This is a genomic window from Paraburkholderia sp. FW306-2-2C-D06C (genome assembly GCF_058781505.1).
The window spans coordinates 67,185-82,896 of record NZ_JBYSWU010000023.1 but is presented as its reverse complement, the minus strand read 5'-3'; the positions used below and the strand labels follow the sequence as shown (position 1 = coordinate 82,896).

Below are 15,712 nucleotides of genomic sequence, written 5' to 3'. Positions count from 1 at the left end.
TTGGTGCGATGGCTCGTCACGTTAAGATGACTTGACAAATTTTGACACCCTGACGGGAACGTTTCCGCTACCTTGACGTAGCATCCGCTTAACGCGCCGTTGATGGACGAAGACTCATCGCATCAGCAACGAGCAATACCTCATGCAAAGTGGGTATTTCAAGATAAGGAGTACAGACGTTGAGTGACGTTACGCAACAGGAGGGGGCTTGAGTCAAAAGAAAGGTTTTACGCATCGGCACTATCATCTCGACATGCCGCAGGCCAGCAGCGCCGGGCTGGCCGATATCTTTGCCTTCGAAGGTGAGCGGGCCATCGGGGAGCCTACCCGGTATCAGATCCGGTTCACGCATCCACAACCTGATCTGTCGCGCGTCGAGTACTTGAACAAGCCTGCGGCGTTCGTGATCCAGCCGCCATTCAATGCGCTCACGACGCTCAAGCCGGAACCCGAACGGCGCATACAGGGAGTCATCACGGGCTTCAGCCAGCGCGGCAGCAGCCGCGACGAAACCACCTATGAGGTTGTGCTGGAGTCGCGCCTGGCGCTGCTGCGCAACACGCCGAAGTGCCGGTTCTTCCTTGAGAAAAGTTTTCCGGAAATCATCGAGCAGATATTGCGCGAACACGGCTTCGACAGGATACACGCAAGTTTCGAGTTCAACCTGTACCGTCAATATGGCCCGCGCCCATTCGTGATGCAGTGGCAGGAAGACGACCTGACCTTCATCACGCGGCTATGCCGCCGCTCCGGTATCTGGTTTGTCTGTGAGGAGGGCGGGCACTGCGAAAACGTGCGGTTTGGTGACGACTTCACCCATTACCGCCGCGACCCGGACCTGACCGTGGCCTATCGCCAGTACAGCGGCCTGGAAAGCTCAGGGGCGGAATCGGTCGATTCGCTTGAAATGGACGCGACGACCTTGCCGACGAGCTACAAGGTGCGCACGTTCAGCACTGAGCGTCCGATATCCGAACCGATCGAAGGGGCCAGCCGGATCACTGAGGACCGTACCACCTATGGCGAGGCTTATACGTGGGGCACGCCCGACCTGAGCGAGGATGAGGCGAAGGAAGAAGCGCTGCTGCGGCGCGAGGCGGCCGTGGCCACACAGGTGGTGTATCGCGGCACCTGCAACATGCTGGACCTCGCGCCCAACTGCATCCTCAAGTTATCGAACCGGAAACTGCCCGACGCTGAGTACGGGCTGGTCGCTGTCCGGGTGAAATGCAGCGCATCGCGCAAGCAGCCTTACCGCGTCGAGTTCACCGCGATGCCATCCGACCGGCTGTACCGGTTGCCGTTGCTCGAACATACGTGGCCCAGAATCGAGGGGGTCATCACGGGCACCATTGCCTCGCCAGGTGGGTACAAGGACCCGTATCTGGACGCGCAGGGCTCCTATATCGTGCACATTCATGCGGATCAGGATAAGCGCACGCCTGGACTGGAAAGCTGTCCGATGCGGCTGGCGAAGCCGTTCGCGGGCGCAGGACAGACCGGTTTCCATTTCGGTCTGGTCGAAGGCACGGTCGTGACCGTGGGCTTCCTGTGGGGCTGCCCGGACCTTCCGTTCATCAGTCAGGTACTGCACACCGCGCAGGATACCGACCCGGTCATCGCGGGCCATCCGTGGGGCACGCGCAATACGCTGCGCACGCGCTCGAACAACACGTTCCAGCTCGAGGACCGCGCAGGCCGTGAGCACGTCAAGCTCGCGACCGAGCACGGCAAGACGCAGCTCACAATGGGCTACGGGGTGGACCGTGATAACAAGCAGCGCGTTAGCGGTTACGAACTGCGCACGGACCTCAAAGGCAGCCTGAGGGCCGGTGGCGGCCTGCTCCTGTCGGCGGACATGCAGGAAAAGGCGATAGGCCAGCAGACCGACATGGACGCGATGTCAAGCCAGTTCAACATGACCCAGGCGCAGGCGCAGGGGCTGGTCGATGCAGGCGCGATGGCAAAGGCCGAAATTGCGGACCTGAAAGCCGAAAACGAGTGGTTGAAGAATGAACTGGCGGGCCTGAAAGAGGCTGTAATTGCACTGTCAGCCCCGCGCGGCATTGGCATGGCGACGCCCAGTCGCGTCATGGTGTCGTCGGGCAAGGACACAAGTTTTGCGACCTCATCCGGGTTTAACGTAAGTGCGCTGAAGAATATTGCTCTTGCGGCGGTCGAGGCCGTGTCCGTGTTCGCGCAGCGCGCGGGAATCCGCCTGCTTGCGATGCGTGGAAAGGTCCAGATCCAGGCGCAGGCGGATGCGATGGAGCTTGTCTCGCAACTGAACATGCAGCTTTCCAGCGTGGCGGGAACACTGACCGCCAACGCTGCGAACGGGATTGTCCTGAACGGCGGCGGTACGGCGTATATCAAGATTCAGGGCGATAACGTCGAAATCGGCGGCGCGGGAGACCTTATCCTGAAGATCGTGGATATCGACAAGAGCGGCCCCGGCGCGCTCTCGCTGCCGCTGCCGAAGTTCAACCAGACCGACGCTCCGAGCGATGAGCGGTTCATTCTCAGTGACCATGTCACCGGACGCCCGCTCGTAAATCGTCCGTACAAGGTTCAGACGGCAGACGGCCGCATCGTGGAAGGCGTCACGAACGATAAGGGCGAAACGTCGCTGACGCAGAACGATATCGCGCGGGGTATCAAGCTGTTGCTTTCGAAAATCAAGGGGGCCTGATTCAATGGATGAGCAGAACAGCCAGCCGGACGAGCAGCCGGGAACGCAGTCCGACGCACAGCCACAACCCTATCAGCACGATGTGATGACCAACGTGGTGCCGATGCAGCGCGATCACCTTGGACAACCGTTCTGGGAGTCCTACATGTCGCCTGCGGGTTATCAGGTGCGGGCCGAGGCGCGCGTTCCACCGCACATGCCGGGTGTCATCATCTTCGTGCATGGCGTGAATTCCGAGGGCGAGTGGTACGAGTTCGCAGAGAGGGGGTTGTGCGACGGCTTGAACGTCAGGCTTGGTCGGACGGACTCGACCTTATTAGTAGCGAATCAGTACAGCGTTGACGAGAATGAAGGCGGGGGTGGTGTCGGACCGCGCCAGATGGATCAATTCAAAAATTCCCCCGTCATCCGCTTCTATTGGGGCTACCGCAGCGACTACGATGACCTGGAACGCTGGAAGGTGCCGTTGCGCAACCTCGAAGGCGAGGACCGTTGGGCGCCCGCGTGCCCCAAGGATGGTGGTCCGTGGTATTGGGGCGGCGGTGCGTTCCAGAACGGCACCAACAACCTTCAGCAGCTCTGGAGCGACAAGGGCTTCTCGCGCTCTGTCTTTGGCTTCGACATGCAACACCTGAATACCGAAGTCGAGCGGCAGTTGCAGGATGCGCCGCCGCGCGTCTATTACTCCCACGCGGCGCAACGCCTCGCGAAACTGGTTGACAAGATCCGTAAGGAATACCCACGCGACACCATCACGCTTATGTCGCACAGTCAGGGCACGATGATCGCAATGGCCGCAACCCTGCTTTGCAAGGAGCGTGTACCTGATGCCGTGTTTGTGATGAATTCTCCGTATGCGCTGGAAGACAAGATGACGGATGCCCTGGCGTGCGGCAGCGAGCGTCCTACCGGCGAAGCTCGCGTCAATACGTTTCGTGCTGTCGCGAATCGTATCAACCAAGACAAGCAGGTCTACACCGAAGAGATGATGCAGCAGTTGCATGTCGGCGCGTCACAGGACATGAACTTCTGGCGGCCTGATCTGAAGCTGAACCACGGTATGCCCGAGCGGGACAACCATGGCCGTCTCTACGTCTATTTCACGCCGCATGACCGCGTGATGGGGGCGGCGCCCTTGCAGAGCATCGGCTGGCAGGGTGTGAACGACAAGCTGCTCGCAGAACTTGGCGATACCGTCAAGCAGCGCATGCTCGCGCGCAGTACGCCGGTTGGCGACGAGCCTGGCGTGCGCAAGTTTGGCACGCTGCCACCGATCCCGGAAGACCGGCTTGTGGCCGAGGCAAAGCCGACCGACTTCTGGAACGGAAATCGCGGGGTGCTGGGTGGGCTGTTTGGTGTTACGGATATATGGGCAATCCCGAATGCGAACCAGACGGTAACGGTCAATGCCGAGAAGGTGCCGAATCCGCTGACGGTGGAAGAGATGAGTCATTTTGAGCAAACGCGCAAGTACGCGTCCGAGTATGGGAAATTTAATACGGACGAAAACAACCCGAATAAAGGCTCTTACGATGACTCCACGTTTCCCTACTACAGGTCAATCTATCAACCTGAAAAGTACGTGACCCGTGACGACGTATACAGCAATACCGGGAAACGGACCGAACGGGAGTCTCATGATGAAATGATTGACCGTATCAGTAACTATAAGCCCGAGCCGACCAATCACAGCACGCTACCATCGAATACAGAGTTCATGAAGCGCGTAGCCGCTTACGATCTGCCTGTCGGGTTCTGTGATTCCTTCGATGACCGGGAATTCTGGTTCGACCTTATCAAGATGGCGGAGTGGACGAGCGGACACGACACGTATTTCGACTACGGCACGTTCGACAAGGTCGAAAAACCTGGGACCATTGACTGGACCACAGTAGCGGAGAAAATCAGTGAGGCAGAAGCGAAACGCATTCAATACGGGAAGGACTATCGTGGTTCGTAAGCTCATCATATTCGCTCTGTCGGCAACAACTATCAGCTGTGCAGCACAGCAACCGTGGTCGTTCAACCTTGGAGATTTTCTGGCCGCGAAGGAACTGCCCTATGACTCGCCGCCGCAGGTGATCTACCGCCTTGACGATCACCGCTTTGTGACGCTGGAGCACTACCGGGACTGCAATCACGGCGAGACCTTCTACAACGATACCAAGGCTGGCATTCGTAGTTATCTTGGTCGCGGCACCGTCGAGAACTTTCAGGGGAAGATCATCAATGCGGACCCGACAGGACGGAATCTGGTTTTCCCGGCTGCGACAGCACCCTACACCGCGTGCAGCGATCGCGGTTGCAGTCCTACCATGGCTTATTCGACGGACGGAGGCGCGACCTTTCACGGAATGAAATACTCTGAGCATAACTTCGATCCATTTGAATATTCAAAGAACTACATGGTCGCAGCGACAAAAGATGCGGTCTATGTTATTAAAAAACTCGGTGATACGACCGATCAAACAGCGACGACGCTATATCCCATGGTTCCCGGTTTCGTCTACTTCGCAAAGGAGAAGTTGCCTGACGGGAAGCGCATTGACTTCGATGCTAAAGCACCGACCGGCCTACATACGCCATCCGGTCAGGATCACATCACCTGCGATGCTTCGATCAAGCCGACCAATCCCGATGCACCACTTGTGAGGGAACGCCAATGAAAAATCCGGTACGTGAAGGCGACAAAACCACGCACGGCGGCGTGGTCAAGCAGGGTTCGGCCTCGTTCAAACTCGGAGGACATCGAGTCGCGCTAGTGGGCGATATCGTGACCTGTCCCGAACACGGCGACAACCCGATCATCGAGCACGGCGAAGGCTACAAGCAAGGTGGCCGAAAGTGGGTGGTCGATCAGTGCCGTACGCAATGCGGAAGCCTTGTTATTGCCAGCCAGTCGGGGATGAAGAACCGGTCATGAGTATCAAATGGGAAGAACCGAAGATCGAGGAATACAGGCATAGCGAACCACCCTCCATCTGGATCAGCGTGATCGCCTTTGTCGTTATCTATGCCGTCTGTCTTGTCGTGACAGTGCTGAACTGGAAGCAGGGTAAGCCGGTTATTTGCGCGGAGTTTTTCGTGCGCGTGCTGCTGGTTCCCCTGATCGTTTGGGGGATGATATGTGGCCTGATCTATTTCGGGTACGAGGACTGGAACGAACGCGTCGACCTCTTTAACAACCTGTGCCGCAGGACGTATGCACGCTGGCGCTGGTGGGCGCAGGAACGCGTTGCGATCCTTGGTCGTGTGACGCTGGCACCGGAGAAGGAGCTGGCCGAGCGCATGCTCGGGCTCGAAGGCAGCGCACCCATGAACGCCGGAAAGATCCTGCCGCTTGCGATAGAAAAAAGCAATTCGGCGTCGCGTGTCCAGCAGGTGCTGGAGCAACTGGTTACACCGTTTGCGCCGTATATGCAGGACATCGTGGGGCGACATACATTCAGTATCGTAGTGCAGTCGGAGCGCGAAGAGGACCTCAATGATCTTCGTGCACTCTTGCGCAAGCTGGCACCGCGCGACTTTGATTTTGTGAAGATAACCAGGGTCCCTCAGGCGCTGGATATGGGACTGATCGAGGGATGGCTGTCCGGTAACGGAATGCCGGATTTTTGCCTGGTACTCGCGTACCAGCTTCACTCCGCAGGACAGGAGCCGATCTGTTCTGAGGCGGCAGTGGCGCTGCTATTTGCGTCAGACACGGTTATCGCTGGGAGCAGGGGCAAGCTCAAGCCGGAGGCGTGGGTCTTCCGGCCTATCCCCACAACGATGGATACGGCTTTCGACAGGCTGAAAACCTTGCTGGCGGCACGGCAGTCACCCATTGAGCGTATCAAGCATCTGTGGCTCAGTCACATACCGGGTCAGGGAAAACATGCCACGCTTACGGCGGTGAAGGATACCGAACTGAAACTGGCCGTACATGACCTGGATACAGCCATCGGCGTACCGGGTCCAGTCAATGCGCTACTCATCCAGGCGCTCGCCGCGCAGATGGTGCAGCACGGCCAGGGGACGCAGCTGGTTGCGACACCGTACAAGGGCGGAATCATGCTGAATCTCATTGGGACCAGCGTCGCACCCGTCCAGGGTGTCGCAGAGAGATTGCCGACTCCTTTGAATGTCTGCTCCACGCTCCTGGTGAGTGGTTTTCTAATCCTGCTTTTTCTTGTATTCATCGACGCACAGTTATCGATGGGTTACTTCTTGGGGCTGCTTGCGTGTTTCGTCGCGGTGCTGCTCCTGCAGGTAGCGCTTTCTTTAGTGAGAAACAACCAGGTTGCGGATGACTTTTACCGCCGGTTGCCATGGTAAGGCCTCTATCAGTACCCGCCCTTGACCACCGCAGCCGCCTCCGCCGTCTTCTTGTACGACGCCGCCAGATCCGCCGCCGCGCGGCTCAATAACCCCGTATCCGTTCCTACCGCCACGAACGTCGCGCCCGCCGCCAGATACTCCGCCGCGATCCCCGCGTCCGGCGCCAGTACGCCCGCTGCCTTGCCTGCTTCCCGTACCGTCCTGATGCCGTTGCAGATCGCTTCGCGCACCCGCGCATCGCCCGGCTTGCCCAGCAAACCCATCGAAGCACTCAGGTCAGCCGGTCCGAAAAATACGCCGTCAACACCTTCCACACCCGCAATCGCCGGCAGATTTTCCAGCCCCAATACGGTCTCGACCTGCACCAGCACGCATAACTGTTGCGCCGCGGTGTTCAGATAGTCCGGTATCCGGTTCCAACGCGAGGCTCGCGCCAGCGCGCTGCCCACGCCGCGAATCCCCTGTGGCGGATAGCGCGTTGCCGCCACCGCGTCGGCTGCCTGCCAGGGCGTGTCGATCATCGGCAATAACAAAGTCTGTGCGCCGATATCGAGCAGTTGCTTGATCAGCGCGCTGTCGCTGCGCACCGGACGCACCACGGGATGCGATGCGTACGCGGCCACCGCCTGCAATTGCGCCAGCGTACTGCGCACGTCGTTCGGCGCATGTTCGTTATCGATCAGCAACCAGTCGAAGCCGGCTGTCGCCAGCAATTCGGTCACGTAGGCATCGGCAAGCGCGGCCCATAAGCCGAATTGCGGTTTGCCTTCAGCGAGCGCACGCTTGAAAGGATTTTGCGGTAGAGACATGTCGGCAAACTCAAACGAAATTCAATCCAATACCGCCGAGCGGGCCATAGTCGACATGGAACGTGTCGCCGGCACGCGCGGGAATCGGGCTCGTGAACGAGCCGCTCAGAATCACGTCGTTTGCGTTCAGGACTTCGTCGTAGGGCGCAATCTTGTTCGCGAGCCACGCTACGCCGGTAGCCGGGTGATTCAGCACCGCGGCGGCGAGTCCGCTTTCTTCCACCGCGCCGTTCTTGTAAAGCAACGCGCCGACCCAGCGCAGGTCGACGTCCAGCGGACGCACCGGACGTCCGCCCAGAACAATCCCGGCGTTCGCGGCGAAGTCCGAAATGGTGTCGTAGACCTTGCGCGGCGCCTTCGTCTCACGGTCGAATTGTTCGATGCGCGCATCGATGATCTCCACCGCCGGGCTCACGTAGGCCGTCGCGTCGAGTACGTCGAACAGGGTGACGCCAGGACCTTTGAGCGGCCTGCTCAGCACGAACGCCAATTCCACCTCGACGCGCGGCGCAATGAAGCGGTCGGCGCGAATATCTTGGCCGCTTTCGATGAACATGCTGTCGAGCAGCGGCGCATAGTCGGGTTCGTCGATCTGCGACGAGCGCTGCATCGCACGCGATGTCAGCCCGATCTTGCGGCCCTTGATCACATGGCCTTCGGCCAGTTTCAGCTTCACCCACTCGCGTTGAATCGCGTAGCCGTCCTGTACGGTCATCCCGGGATAGGCGGCCGAGAAGTGGCGTAATGGCGTACGCGTCTTCTCGGCGTTGTCGAGCCGCGCCGCGAGGTCGCGGATAGTCTGTTCATCTAGCATGATCGATTCTCTATGAGCCGCTGTTAGGTCTGGGGCCAGGCCTTGAGCCGTGCGTGCAAATTGTTGTGCTTCCACGTTCCCGCTTCGCTGAATTCATTGATTTCGAGCGATAAAGCCAAACCGTGTCGTTCAAATTCCGCGGCGAAGCGCTGTTTGATCAAGTCGAACAACGTGTCGCCAGTCGCCTTCCTGGTGGCCTCGGAGCGGCCCGCGCCGATCTTCAGATTCGCGTGCAGGAACGCGGCGTCGGGCCGGCCGTCGGCGATGCAGTACTGCTCGCAGCGCACCGCGCGCACGCGAATTCCGCCGAGCGGATAAACGCGTTGTCCGTTCTCGCGCTGCGCATCGAGGCAATCAGCGAGGGTCTTGCACAGTTGGCCGATGCTGTCTGCGCCGGCCAGGTTGGCGCTGTATTCGAGTGTCAGGTGCGGCACGTTGGGCTCCTCGAGGCTTAAGCGGGCAGGGGCGTGACAGGGAAGATCGCATTGATCTGGCCCGTTCCCGAACTGCCGAAGTAAGGCGTGATGACTTCGACCTTGCCCTCGTAACGATCCCAGCCGAGTGCGCCGAGCAGCATCGCGGTGTCGTGCATGCCGCCTTCGCCCCAGCACTTTTCGTTATAGAGCGGCAGCATTTCGCAGAAGGTCTTCCAGTCGCCGGCTTCCCACAACTCGACCACCCTGCGGTCCATCTGTTCGAGAAACGGGCTCCATACCTTATGCATGAACTGCTCGGCGGTGCCGTTGTTGGCGAAGTGGTGGCTGAGCGAGCCGCTCGCCAGAATCGCCACGGTGCCGTCGTAACGCTCCTCGATCGCCTTGCGCACCGCGAGGCCGAAGCGCGCGCTGGTCCCGAGGTCGTGCCACATGCACCAGCCCGCTACCGACACGGTCTTGAAGTGCTGGTCGCTGTTCATGTAGCGCATCGGCACCAGCGTGCCGTATTCGAGTTCGAGCGTAGTCTCGCTGTGCGCGCGGCTTTTCACGCCCATTTCATTGGCGACTTCCGCGATCAGATTGCCGAGCCCGACGTTGCCGGGATACGCGTACGGCATGTTCCTGATGAAGTGCGGCAGTTCGTTGCTCGTATAAACGCCTTCAAAAGCCGGCGCGCAATTGATGTGGTATTCGCTGTTCACCAGCCAATGCACATCGAACACGACGATCGTATCGACGCCAAGTTCGCGGCAACGCCGGCCGATTTCACGGTGGCCGTCGATAGCGGGCTGACGGCAGCCTTGATGCGGGCCGTCGAGTTCGGACAGATACAACGACGGGACGTGAGTCACCTTTGCTGCCAACGCGAGTTTGCCCATCGCGGTCTCCTATGTCGACCAGAGTTGGCGCTTTAGCGCCTTACTCTGGTCCCATGTAACGTAGTTGCGTCGACCAGAGTTGGCGCTTTAGCGCGTTACTCCGGTCCCATGCAAAGCACTTACTCTGGTCCCATGCAACGTAGTTGCTGTCTTGCTCCTACGCGGCGCATCAAGCGCCTGCGCTGAAAACACACCGGCGCTTCATGCGCCGGCACCGTTGGTTCATACGCCCCAGCGCGGAATGTGATGGGAGCCGAGCGACACGCACACGTTCTTCGGTTCGAGGAACACCTCGTAGCTCCACGTGCCGCCTTCCCGGCCCACGCCCGATGCCTTGGTGCCGCCGAATGGCTGGCGCAAATCGCGTACGTTCTGGCTGTTGACGAAGCACATGCCCGCTTCGACGGCCGCGGCGACGCGAAGCGCGCGGCCGGTGCTTTCGGTCCAGATGTAGCTCGACAGGCCGTATGAAATGTCGTTGGCGAGTTTGATCGCGTCGGCTTCGTCGTCGAAAGGAATCAGGCAGGCGACCGGGCCGAAAATTTCTTCCTGCGCGATCCGCATGCGGTTGTCGACATCGACGAACACCGTCGGCCGGACGAAGTTGCCTTTGCGCATCGCCTCAGGCAGTTCGGGCGAGTCGAGTCCGCCGCATGCGAGCGTCGCGCCTTCCTTCGGGCCGAGTTCGATATAGCTGCGCACTTTCGCCAGATGCTCCTGGCTGATCATCGGACCGACAATCGTGCTGTCGGCAAGCGGATCGCCAACGGTCAAACGCTTCGTGCGTTCGATGAACCGTTCGGCGAAGCGCGCGTAAATCGAGCGCTGCACGAGAATTCGCGAGCCTGCCGTGCAGCGTTCGCCGTTGTTCGAGAAGATCATGAACACCGCGGCGTCGAGCGCGCGTTCGAAATCGGCGTCGTCGAAGATCACGAACGGCGACTTGCCGCCGAGTTCCATCGAGAATTTCTTCAGGCCCGCGGTTTGGACGATGCGGTTGCCGGTTACTGTCGATCCGGTGAACGACACCGCGTGCACGTCCGGATGCGCCACCAGCGGTTCGCCGGTTTCCTTGCCGAAGCCGTGCACGACGTTCAGCACGCCCGCCGGAATGCCGGCTTCGAGCGCGAGATTGCCGAGCATCGACGCGCTCAGCGGCGACAGTTCGCTCATCTTCAGCACGGCGGTATTGCCGAACGCGAGGCAGGGCGCGACTTTCCACGTCGCCGTCATGAACGGCACATTCCACGGCGAAATCAGCGCGCACACGCCGACCGGATGAAACAGCGTGTAGTTCAGATGCGTATCGGTGGGGTACGTATGGCCGTCGACGCGCGTGCACATCTCCGCGAAATAGGTGAAGTTGTCGGCAGCGCGCGGCACGAGCTGCTTGCGCGTTTGCGAGATCGTCTGACCGGTGTCCTTCGTTTCGGTCTCGGAGATTTCCGACACGTTCTTCGCGATCAACTCGCCGAGTCGGCGAATCAGTTTCGCGCGTTCCGGAGCGGGTTTGCCGGCCCATGCCGGAAACGCTTCTTGCGCCGCGCGCACGGCGGCGTCGACTTCTTGCGCGGTGCCGCGCGCGACTTCGGCGAGCACGCCTTGCGTCGCCGGATTGACGGTTTCGAAGTAGTCGCGAGCGGCGCCCGGCTCGCCGTTGATCAGATGTTCGATTCGCATTGCCTTGTCCTTTCTCTTTCTCTTTCTCTGCCGATCGGAGTTGGCGCTTTAGCGCTTACTCCGATCCCATGCAAAGCAGCCGATCAGGCGCGGCCAAAATCCGCGTCGGATGCAATCGTATTGACGAGACGGCCAAGACCGTCGATTTCGCAGACCACCTCGTCGCCCGCATTGACGTTGACGATGCCTTCCGGCGTGCCGGTCAGGATCACGTCGCCGGGCGCGAGCGTCATGAAGCCGCTCAGGTACTCGATCAACGCGGGGATATCGGTGACCAGATCGCGGGTGTTGCCGTGCTGCTGCCGCGTGCCGTTCACATAGGTGCGCAATTCGAGTTGCGTGACGTCTTCGATATCGGCCGCATCGACGAACCAGGGCCCAAGCACCGTGCCGCCGTCGCGATTCTTCACGCGCAGGTTGGGGCGGTAGTAGTTTTCCAGGTAGTCGCGGATCGCGTAGTCGTTCGCGATCATGTAGCCGGCCACATGCTGCATGGCGTTTTCGCGCCTGACGTTGCGCGCGGTTTGCCCGATCACGACAGCCAGCTCGCACTCGTAGTGCATGAAGGTGACGTCCGCGGGGCGGCGCGTCACGCCGCGATGGCCGATCACCGTGCCGGAGCCCTTGAGAAAAACGAGCGGCTCGTCCTGCTGGGTGAATTGCAGTTCCTTCGCATGCTCGGCGTAGTTCAAGCCGAGCGCGAAGATCGTGCCGACCTCGATCGGCGCGAGCCACACGACTTCATCCTCGCGACGCACACGGCCGTCGGCGAGGCGCACGCCGTTCGTGTCCGGCCAGGCTTCGTGAATCGCGCCTGCATACGCAACACGGCCGCGCATCACGGCTGTTCTCCATCTTGTTCTTGTGCGCCGGCGAAGGACACTTCGAGCGGCGGCAGGTTGCCGATCGATAATGTGGCGGTGTCGCCGGTATGCGCGACCGGTGAACCGTGCGGCACGCCTAGTGTGATGACGTCGCCGGCGGAAAGCGTCATGAAGTCGGTGACGTCCGCGATCAATTGCGCGACGTTACGCACCGACGATGCGGTGCTGGCGGTGAAGGCCTCGCGTCCCTCGAGCAGAACCTCGATGGTCAGATCGTCCGGTGTCGGAATATGACGCGCCGCCACCACGGCCGGCCCGACCACGCAAAAACCGCCGCGTGCCCTGAAGCGTACCGAAGGCCGGTAAACGCTCGCATGCGGCACGCTCAGGTCGGCGACCAGCGTATAGCCGGCGATGTATTCGAACGCGCGATCCGCGCTAACTCGTGTTGCCGTGCGGCCGATCACGATACCCAGCGACGCGCCGACCTCCACACCCAACGCGTCGTCGGGCACGACGACACGCGCGCGATGGCCGGCGAGCGTATTGCGGGGCTTCAGATAAAGAACCGGCGCCTTCGGCGGAGCTTGATAGGGCGGGGCATGCATGGCGTCGCCTAGCGCGTCCAATGCGGCCCGGTCGTTGAGCAAGGTGCCGTAGACAGCGCCTGAAACCGGCGCCCGGCAGGCCATGCCGCGTGCCAGCAACGCGGCAACGGTGCGTGCATCCACGTCGCGAGGCAGCGCGTCGCCTTCGGGATGCAGCAGATGATCGGCAAGTGCAAACATAAAATCAGCTGTCTCCCGGAGAAAATACTAACATGTTAGTAGTATTACGCTTGATATCATTGACGGTCAATAGCCTGTCGGCTGCTCGCGGGTTTTCCCTTAAGCTTTGACGGCTGCTTTTACTCATCTTCTGCCATGTCCGCTTCCGCTACGACCCGAGTGCTGCGCCGCAATCTGCCGATGCTGTTGCTGCGCGCCAGAGAAAAAATGATGGAGCGTTTTCGCCCGTTGATTACCGCGCACGGACTGACCGAACAGCAATGGCGCGTGATTCGCGCGCTCAACGAGCACGGCCCGATGGAGCCGCGCCACATCTCCGACATCTGCACGATTTCGAGCCCGAGCATGGCCGGCGTGCTTGCCCGCATGGAGAGCATGGAACTGGTGACGAAGGAGCGTTTCGTGGAAGACCAGCGCCGCGTGCTGGTGTCGCTGACGCCGACGAGCGAGGAACTGGTGCGGGTAATCTCGAAGGATCTCGAGGCGCACTATCGCGAGCTGGAGCGCAAGGTCGGGCCGGAAATCGTCGAGCGCGTGTATCGCGCGGTCGACGATCTGCTTGCGGGGCTCGAAGAGGAAGACGGCGAGTGAGTTAGCGGTTCATTCGGCCGCGCTGAAGTTCAGCGCCGGCGGCCTGTCTTGAACGCTGGTAACGCCGCACGGCGCCCCACGCCGGACTTTCCAATACAGTTGCGACACAAAAAACAACACAGTGAGGTGCGGTTTTATTGTGCTGTATCGGGAATATGAGCGGCGCCGTCGATACAGTTGGCAGGTCTTCATGGAGCCTGCCGATGAGCGGACCTCCGACAATGTGCTGCGTGACGTAGCCTGATCTTTTTTGCTTCCAGCCCGGCGGTCATTCGTACCGGGCCTCCAGAGAACGAGGTAACCAGATGAATGCAGTGAACGAACCAGCGCAGCTGTCGGTGCAGCAGTTGGGTCATTTCATCGGCGGCGCGCCGGCCGCGCCCACCAGCGGCCGCTTCAAGGACGTGTTCAATCCTGCCACCGGCAAGGTGACCGGTTCGGTCGCGCTCGCTTCGGTCGAGGAAGTGGACGCCGCGGTCAAGGCCGCGAAGGCCGCCTTTGCCGCATGGAGCGAAACCGCGCCGCTCAAGCGCGCGCGCATTCTGTTCAAGTTCAAGGAACTGCTGAACAGGCATCACGACGAACTCGCGCTGCTGATCACGCGCGAACACGGCAAGGTGTTCACGGACGCGCAAGGCGAAGTGGTGCGCGGCATCGAAGTGGTCGAGTTCGCTTGCGGCATTCCGAATCTGCTGAAGACCGATTTCACCGACCAGATCGGCGGCGGCATCGACAACTGGAATCTGCGCCAGCCGCTCGGCGTGGTCGCCGGCATTACGCCGTTCAATTTCCCGGTGATGGTGCCGATGTGGATGTTCCCGGTCGCGCTCGCGTGCGGCAACACGTTCGTGCTGAAGCCGTCGGAACGTGATCCGTCGGCGTCGCTGCGGATCGCGGAACTGCTGAAGGAAGCCGGTCTGCCCGATGGCGTGTTCAACGTCGTGAACGGCGACAAGGTGGCGGTCGACGCGCTGATCGAACATCCGGACGTGGCGGCGCTGTCGTTTGTCGGCTCCACGCCGATCGCCGAATACATCTATACGGAAGCATCGAAGCGCGGCAAACGCGTGCAGGCGCTGGGCGGCGCGAAGAATCACCTGGTGGTGATGCCGGACGCCGATCTCGACCAGGCCGTCGACGCCTTGATCGGCGCCGCTTACGGCTCGGCAGGCGAGCGCTGCATGGCGATTTCGGTGGCGGTGGCGGTGGGTCATGTCGCCGATGAGCTGATCGAGCGCCTCGTGCCGCGCGTGAAGTCGCTGGTGATCAAGAACGGCGAGAACCTCGACGCCGAGATGGGCCCGTTGGTGACCGCCGAACATAAGGCCAAGGTGGCCGGCTATATCGCATCGGGCGAGGCGGAAGGCGCGAAGCTGATCGTCGACGGCCGCGCGCATCCGGTCGCGAGCGAAGACGGTTTCTTCATCGGCGGCACGCTGTTCGACCAGGTCGGCACGCAAATGAAGATCTATCAGGAAGAAATCTTCGGACCGGTGCTGGCGGTGGTGCGTGTCCCCGATTTCGCGAGCGCGGTCGAATTGATCAACGCGCATGAGTTCGGCAACGGCGTATCGCTGTTCACGTCCGACGGCGGCGTGGCGCGCGCGTTCGGCCGGCAGATTCAGGTAGGCATGGTCGGCATCAACGTGCCGATTCCGGTGCCGATGGCCTGGCACTCGTTCGGCGGCTGGAAGCGTTCGCTGTTCGGCGATCATCACGCTTACGGCGAAGAAGGTGTGCGTTTCTATACGCGCTACAAGAGCATCATGCAGCGCTGGCCGGATAGCATCGCGAAGGGCGCCGAATTTACGATGCCGGTTGCGAAGTAAGCCGTCGCACAAGCTGTATTGCTGCGCGGCCGTCCGGCCGCGCAGTGCAC

General features: G+C 60.7%; 14 protein-coding genes. 7 read left to right on the top strand and 7 right to left on the bottom strand.

Going from position 1 to position 15,712, the window contains the following annotated elements:
• Positions 1-253 precede the first annotated feature (253 nt).
• Genes AC3WLT_RS19015 through AC3WLT_RS18995 form a run of 5 tightly spaced genes read left to right on the top strand, consistent with a single transcriptional unit; the run spans position 254 to position 7,009 of the window.
• A complete protein-coding gene (locus tag AC3WLT_RS19015) occupies positions 254-2,692 on the top strand; it encodes a type VI secretion system Vgr family protein (RefSeq protein WP_492593236.1) in 2,439 nt (812 codons plus the stop codon).
• A gap of 4 nt (positions 2,693-2,696) precedes the next feature.
• A complete protein-coding gene (locus tag AC3WLT_RS19010; protein ID WP_492593235.1) occupies positions 2,697-4,652 on the top strand; it encodes a T6SS effector phospholipase Tle3 domain-containing protein in 1,956 nt (651 codons plus the stop codon).
• A complete protein-coding gene (locus AC3WLT_RS19005) occupies positions 4,642-5,358 on the top strand; it encodes a T6SS immunity protein Tli3 family protein (protein ID WP_492593234.1) in 717 nt (238 codons plus the stop codon). Before AC3WLT_RS19010 ends, AC3WLT_RS19005 begins: the two co-directional genes overlap by 11 nt.
• Positions 5,355-5,615 (top strand): PAAR domain-containing protein, encoded by a 261-nt coding sequence (locus AC3WLT_RS19000; RefSeq protein WP_492593233.1) that lies wholly within the window; start codon positions 5,355-5,357, stop codon positions 5,613-5,615. Before AC3WLT_RS19005 ends, AC3WLT_RS19000 begins: the two co-directional genes overlap by 4 nt.
• Positions 5,612-7,009 carry a hypothetical protein gene (locus AC3WLT_RS18995; RefSeq protein ID WP_492593232.1) on the top strand — a complete coding sequence of 466 codons (1,398 nt, stop codon included), beginning with the start codon at positions 5,612-5,614 and terminating at the stop codon, positions 7,007-7,009. The genes AC3WLT_RS19000 and AC3WLT_RS18995 overlap by 4 nt, the downstream gene beginning before the upstream one ends.
• 8 nt (positions 7,010-7,017) lie before the next feature.
• Here AC3WLT_RS18995 and hpaI read toward each other — a convergent pair whose 3' ends face one another.
• From hpaI to AC3WLT_RS18960, 7 genes are all read right to left on the bottom strand, one after another.
• Complete coding sequence (gene hpaI / locus AC3WLT_RS18990; RefSeq protein WP_492593231.1) at positions 7,018-7,821, bottom strand: 4-hydroxy-2-oxoheptanedioate aldolase; 804 nt, start codon at positions 7,819-7,821, stop codon at positions 7,018-7,020.
• 10 nt (positions 7,822-7,831) lie between these two features.
• Positions 7,832-8,635: a 2-oxo-hept-4-ene-1,7-dioate hydratase gene (gene hpaH, locus AC3WLT_RS18985; RefSeq protein ID WP_492593230.1), complete on the bottom strand. Its 804-nt coding sequence runs from the start codon at positions 8,633-8,635 to the stop codon at positions 7,832-7,834.
• A gap of 23 nt (positions 8,636-8,658) precedes the next feature.
• Entirely contained in the window at positions 8,659-9,069 is a 411-nt protein-coding gene (locus AC3WLT_RS18980) for a 5-carboxymethyl-2-hydroxymuconate Delta-isomerase (RefSeq protein ID WP_492593229.1), read from the bottom strand.
• 17 nt (positions 9,070-9,086) lie between these two features.
• Positions 9,087-9,950: a 3,4-dihydroxyphenylacetate 2,3-dioxygenase gene (gene hpaD / locus AC3WLT_RS18975; RefSeq protein WP_492593228.1), complete on the bottom strand. Its 864-nt coding sequence runs from the start codon at positions 9,948-9,950 to the stop codon at positions 9,087-9,089.
• A gap of 222 nt (positions 9,951-10,172) precedes the next feature.
• Entirely contained in the window at positions 10,173-11,630 is a 1,458-nt protein-coding gene (gene hpaE, locus AC3WLT_RS18970) for a 5-carboxymethyl-2-hydroxymuconate semialdehyde dehydrogenase (protein ID WP_492593227.1), read from the bottom strand.
• Between the two features lie 83 nt (positions 11,631-11,713).
• The gene (locus AC3WLT_RS18965) at positions 11,714-12,472 is read right to left on the bottom strand and encodes a fumarylacetoacetate hydrolase family protein (protein ID WP_492593226.1); all 759 of its coding nucleotides are present in this window, start codon (positions 12,470-12,472) and stop codon (positions 11,714-11,716) included.
• Entirely contained in the window at positions 12,469-13,242 is a 774-nt protein-coding gene (locus AC3WLT_RS18960; protein ID WP_492593225.1) for a fumarylacetoacetate hydrolase family protein, read from the bottom strand. Before AC3WLT_RS18960 ends, AC3WLT_RS18965 begins: the two co-directional genes overlap by 4 nt.
• Positions 13,243-13,422: 180 nt before the next feature.
• Between AC3WLT_RS18960 and hpaR the strand changes: the two genes are divergently transcribed.
• Both hpaR and AC3WLT_RS18950 read left to right on the top strand, forming a co-directional pair.
• On the top strand, positions 13,423-13,833 hold the full coding sequence (hpaR, locus tag AC3WLT_RS18955; protein ID WP_492593261.1) for a homoprotocatechuate degradation operon regulator HpaR: 411 nt from the start codon (positions 13,423-13,425) through the stop codon (positions 13,831-13,833).
• Positions 13,834-14,138: 305 nt separating this feature from the next.
• Positions 14,139-15,662 carry a CoA-acylating methylmalonate-semialdehyde dehydrogenase gene (locus AC3WLT_RS18950; protein ID WP_492593224.1) on the top strand — a complete coding sequence of 508 codons (1,524 nt, stop codon included), beginning with the start codon at positions 14,139-14,141 and terminating at the stop codon, positions 15,660-15,662.
• The last annotated feature ends 50 nt before the right edge of the window (positions 15,663-15,712 follow it).

Coding starts and splice junctions, on each gene's coding strand:
- AC3WLT_RS19015 (WP_492593236.1), top strand. CDS start 254: ATGCCGCAGGCCAGCAGCGCCGGGCTGGCCGATATCTTTGCCTTCGAA.
- AC3WLT_RS19010 (WP_492593235.1), top strand. CDS start 2,697: ATGGATGAGCAGAACAGCCAGCCGGACGAGCAGCCGGGAACGCAGTCC.
- AC3WLT_RS19000 (WP_492593233.1), top strand. CDS start 5,355: ATGAAAAATCCGGTACGTGAAGGCGACAAAACCACGCACGGCGGCGTG.
- AC3WLT_RS18995 (WP_492593232.1), top strand. CDS start 5,612: ATGAGTATCAAATGGGAAGAACCGAAGATCGAGGAATACAGGCATAGC.
- hpaI (WP_492593231.1), bottom strand. CDS start 7,821: ATGTCTCTACCGCAAAATCCTTTCAAGCGTGCGCTCGCTGAAGGCAAA.
- hpaH (WP_492593230.1), bottom strand. CDS start 8,635: ATGCTAGATGAACAGACTATCCGCGACCTCGCGGCGCGGCTCGACAAC.
- hpaD (WP_492593228.1), bottom strand. CDS start 9,950: ATGGGCAAACTCGCGTTGGCAGCAAAGGTGACTCACGTCCCGTCGTTG.
- hpaE (WP_492593227.1), bottom strand. CDS start 11,630: ATGCGAATCGAACATCTGATCAACGGCGAGCCGGGCGCCGCTCGCGAC.
- AC3WLT_RS18960 (WP_492593225.1), bottom strand. CDS start 13,242: ATGTTTGCACTTGCCGATCATCTGCTGCATCCCGAAGGCGACGCGCTG.
- hpaR (WP_492593261.1), top strand. CDS start 13,423: ATGCTGTTGCTGCGCGCCAGAGAAAAAATGATGGAGCGTTTTCGCCCG.
- AC3WLT_RS18950 (WP_492593224.1), top strand. CDS start 14,139: ATGAATGCAGTGAACGAACCAGCGCAGCTGTCGGTGCAGCAGTTGGGT.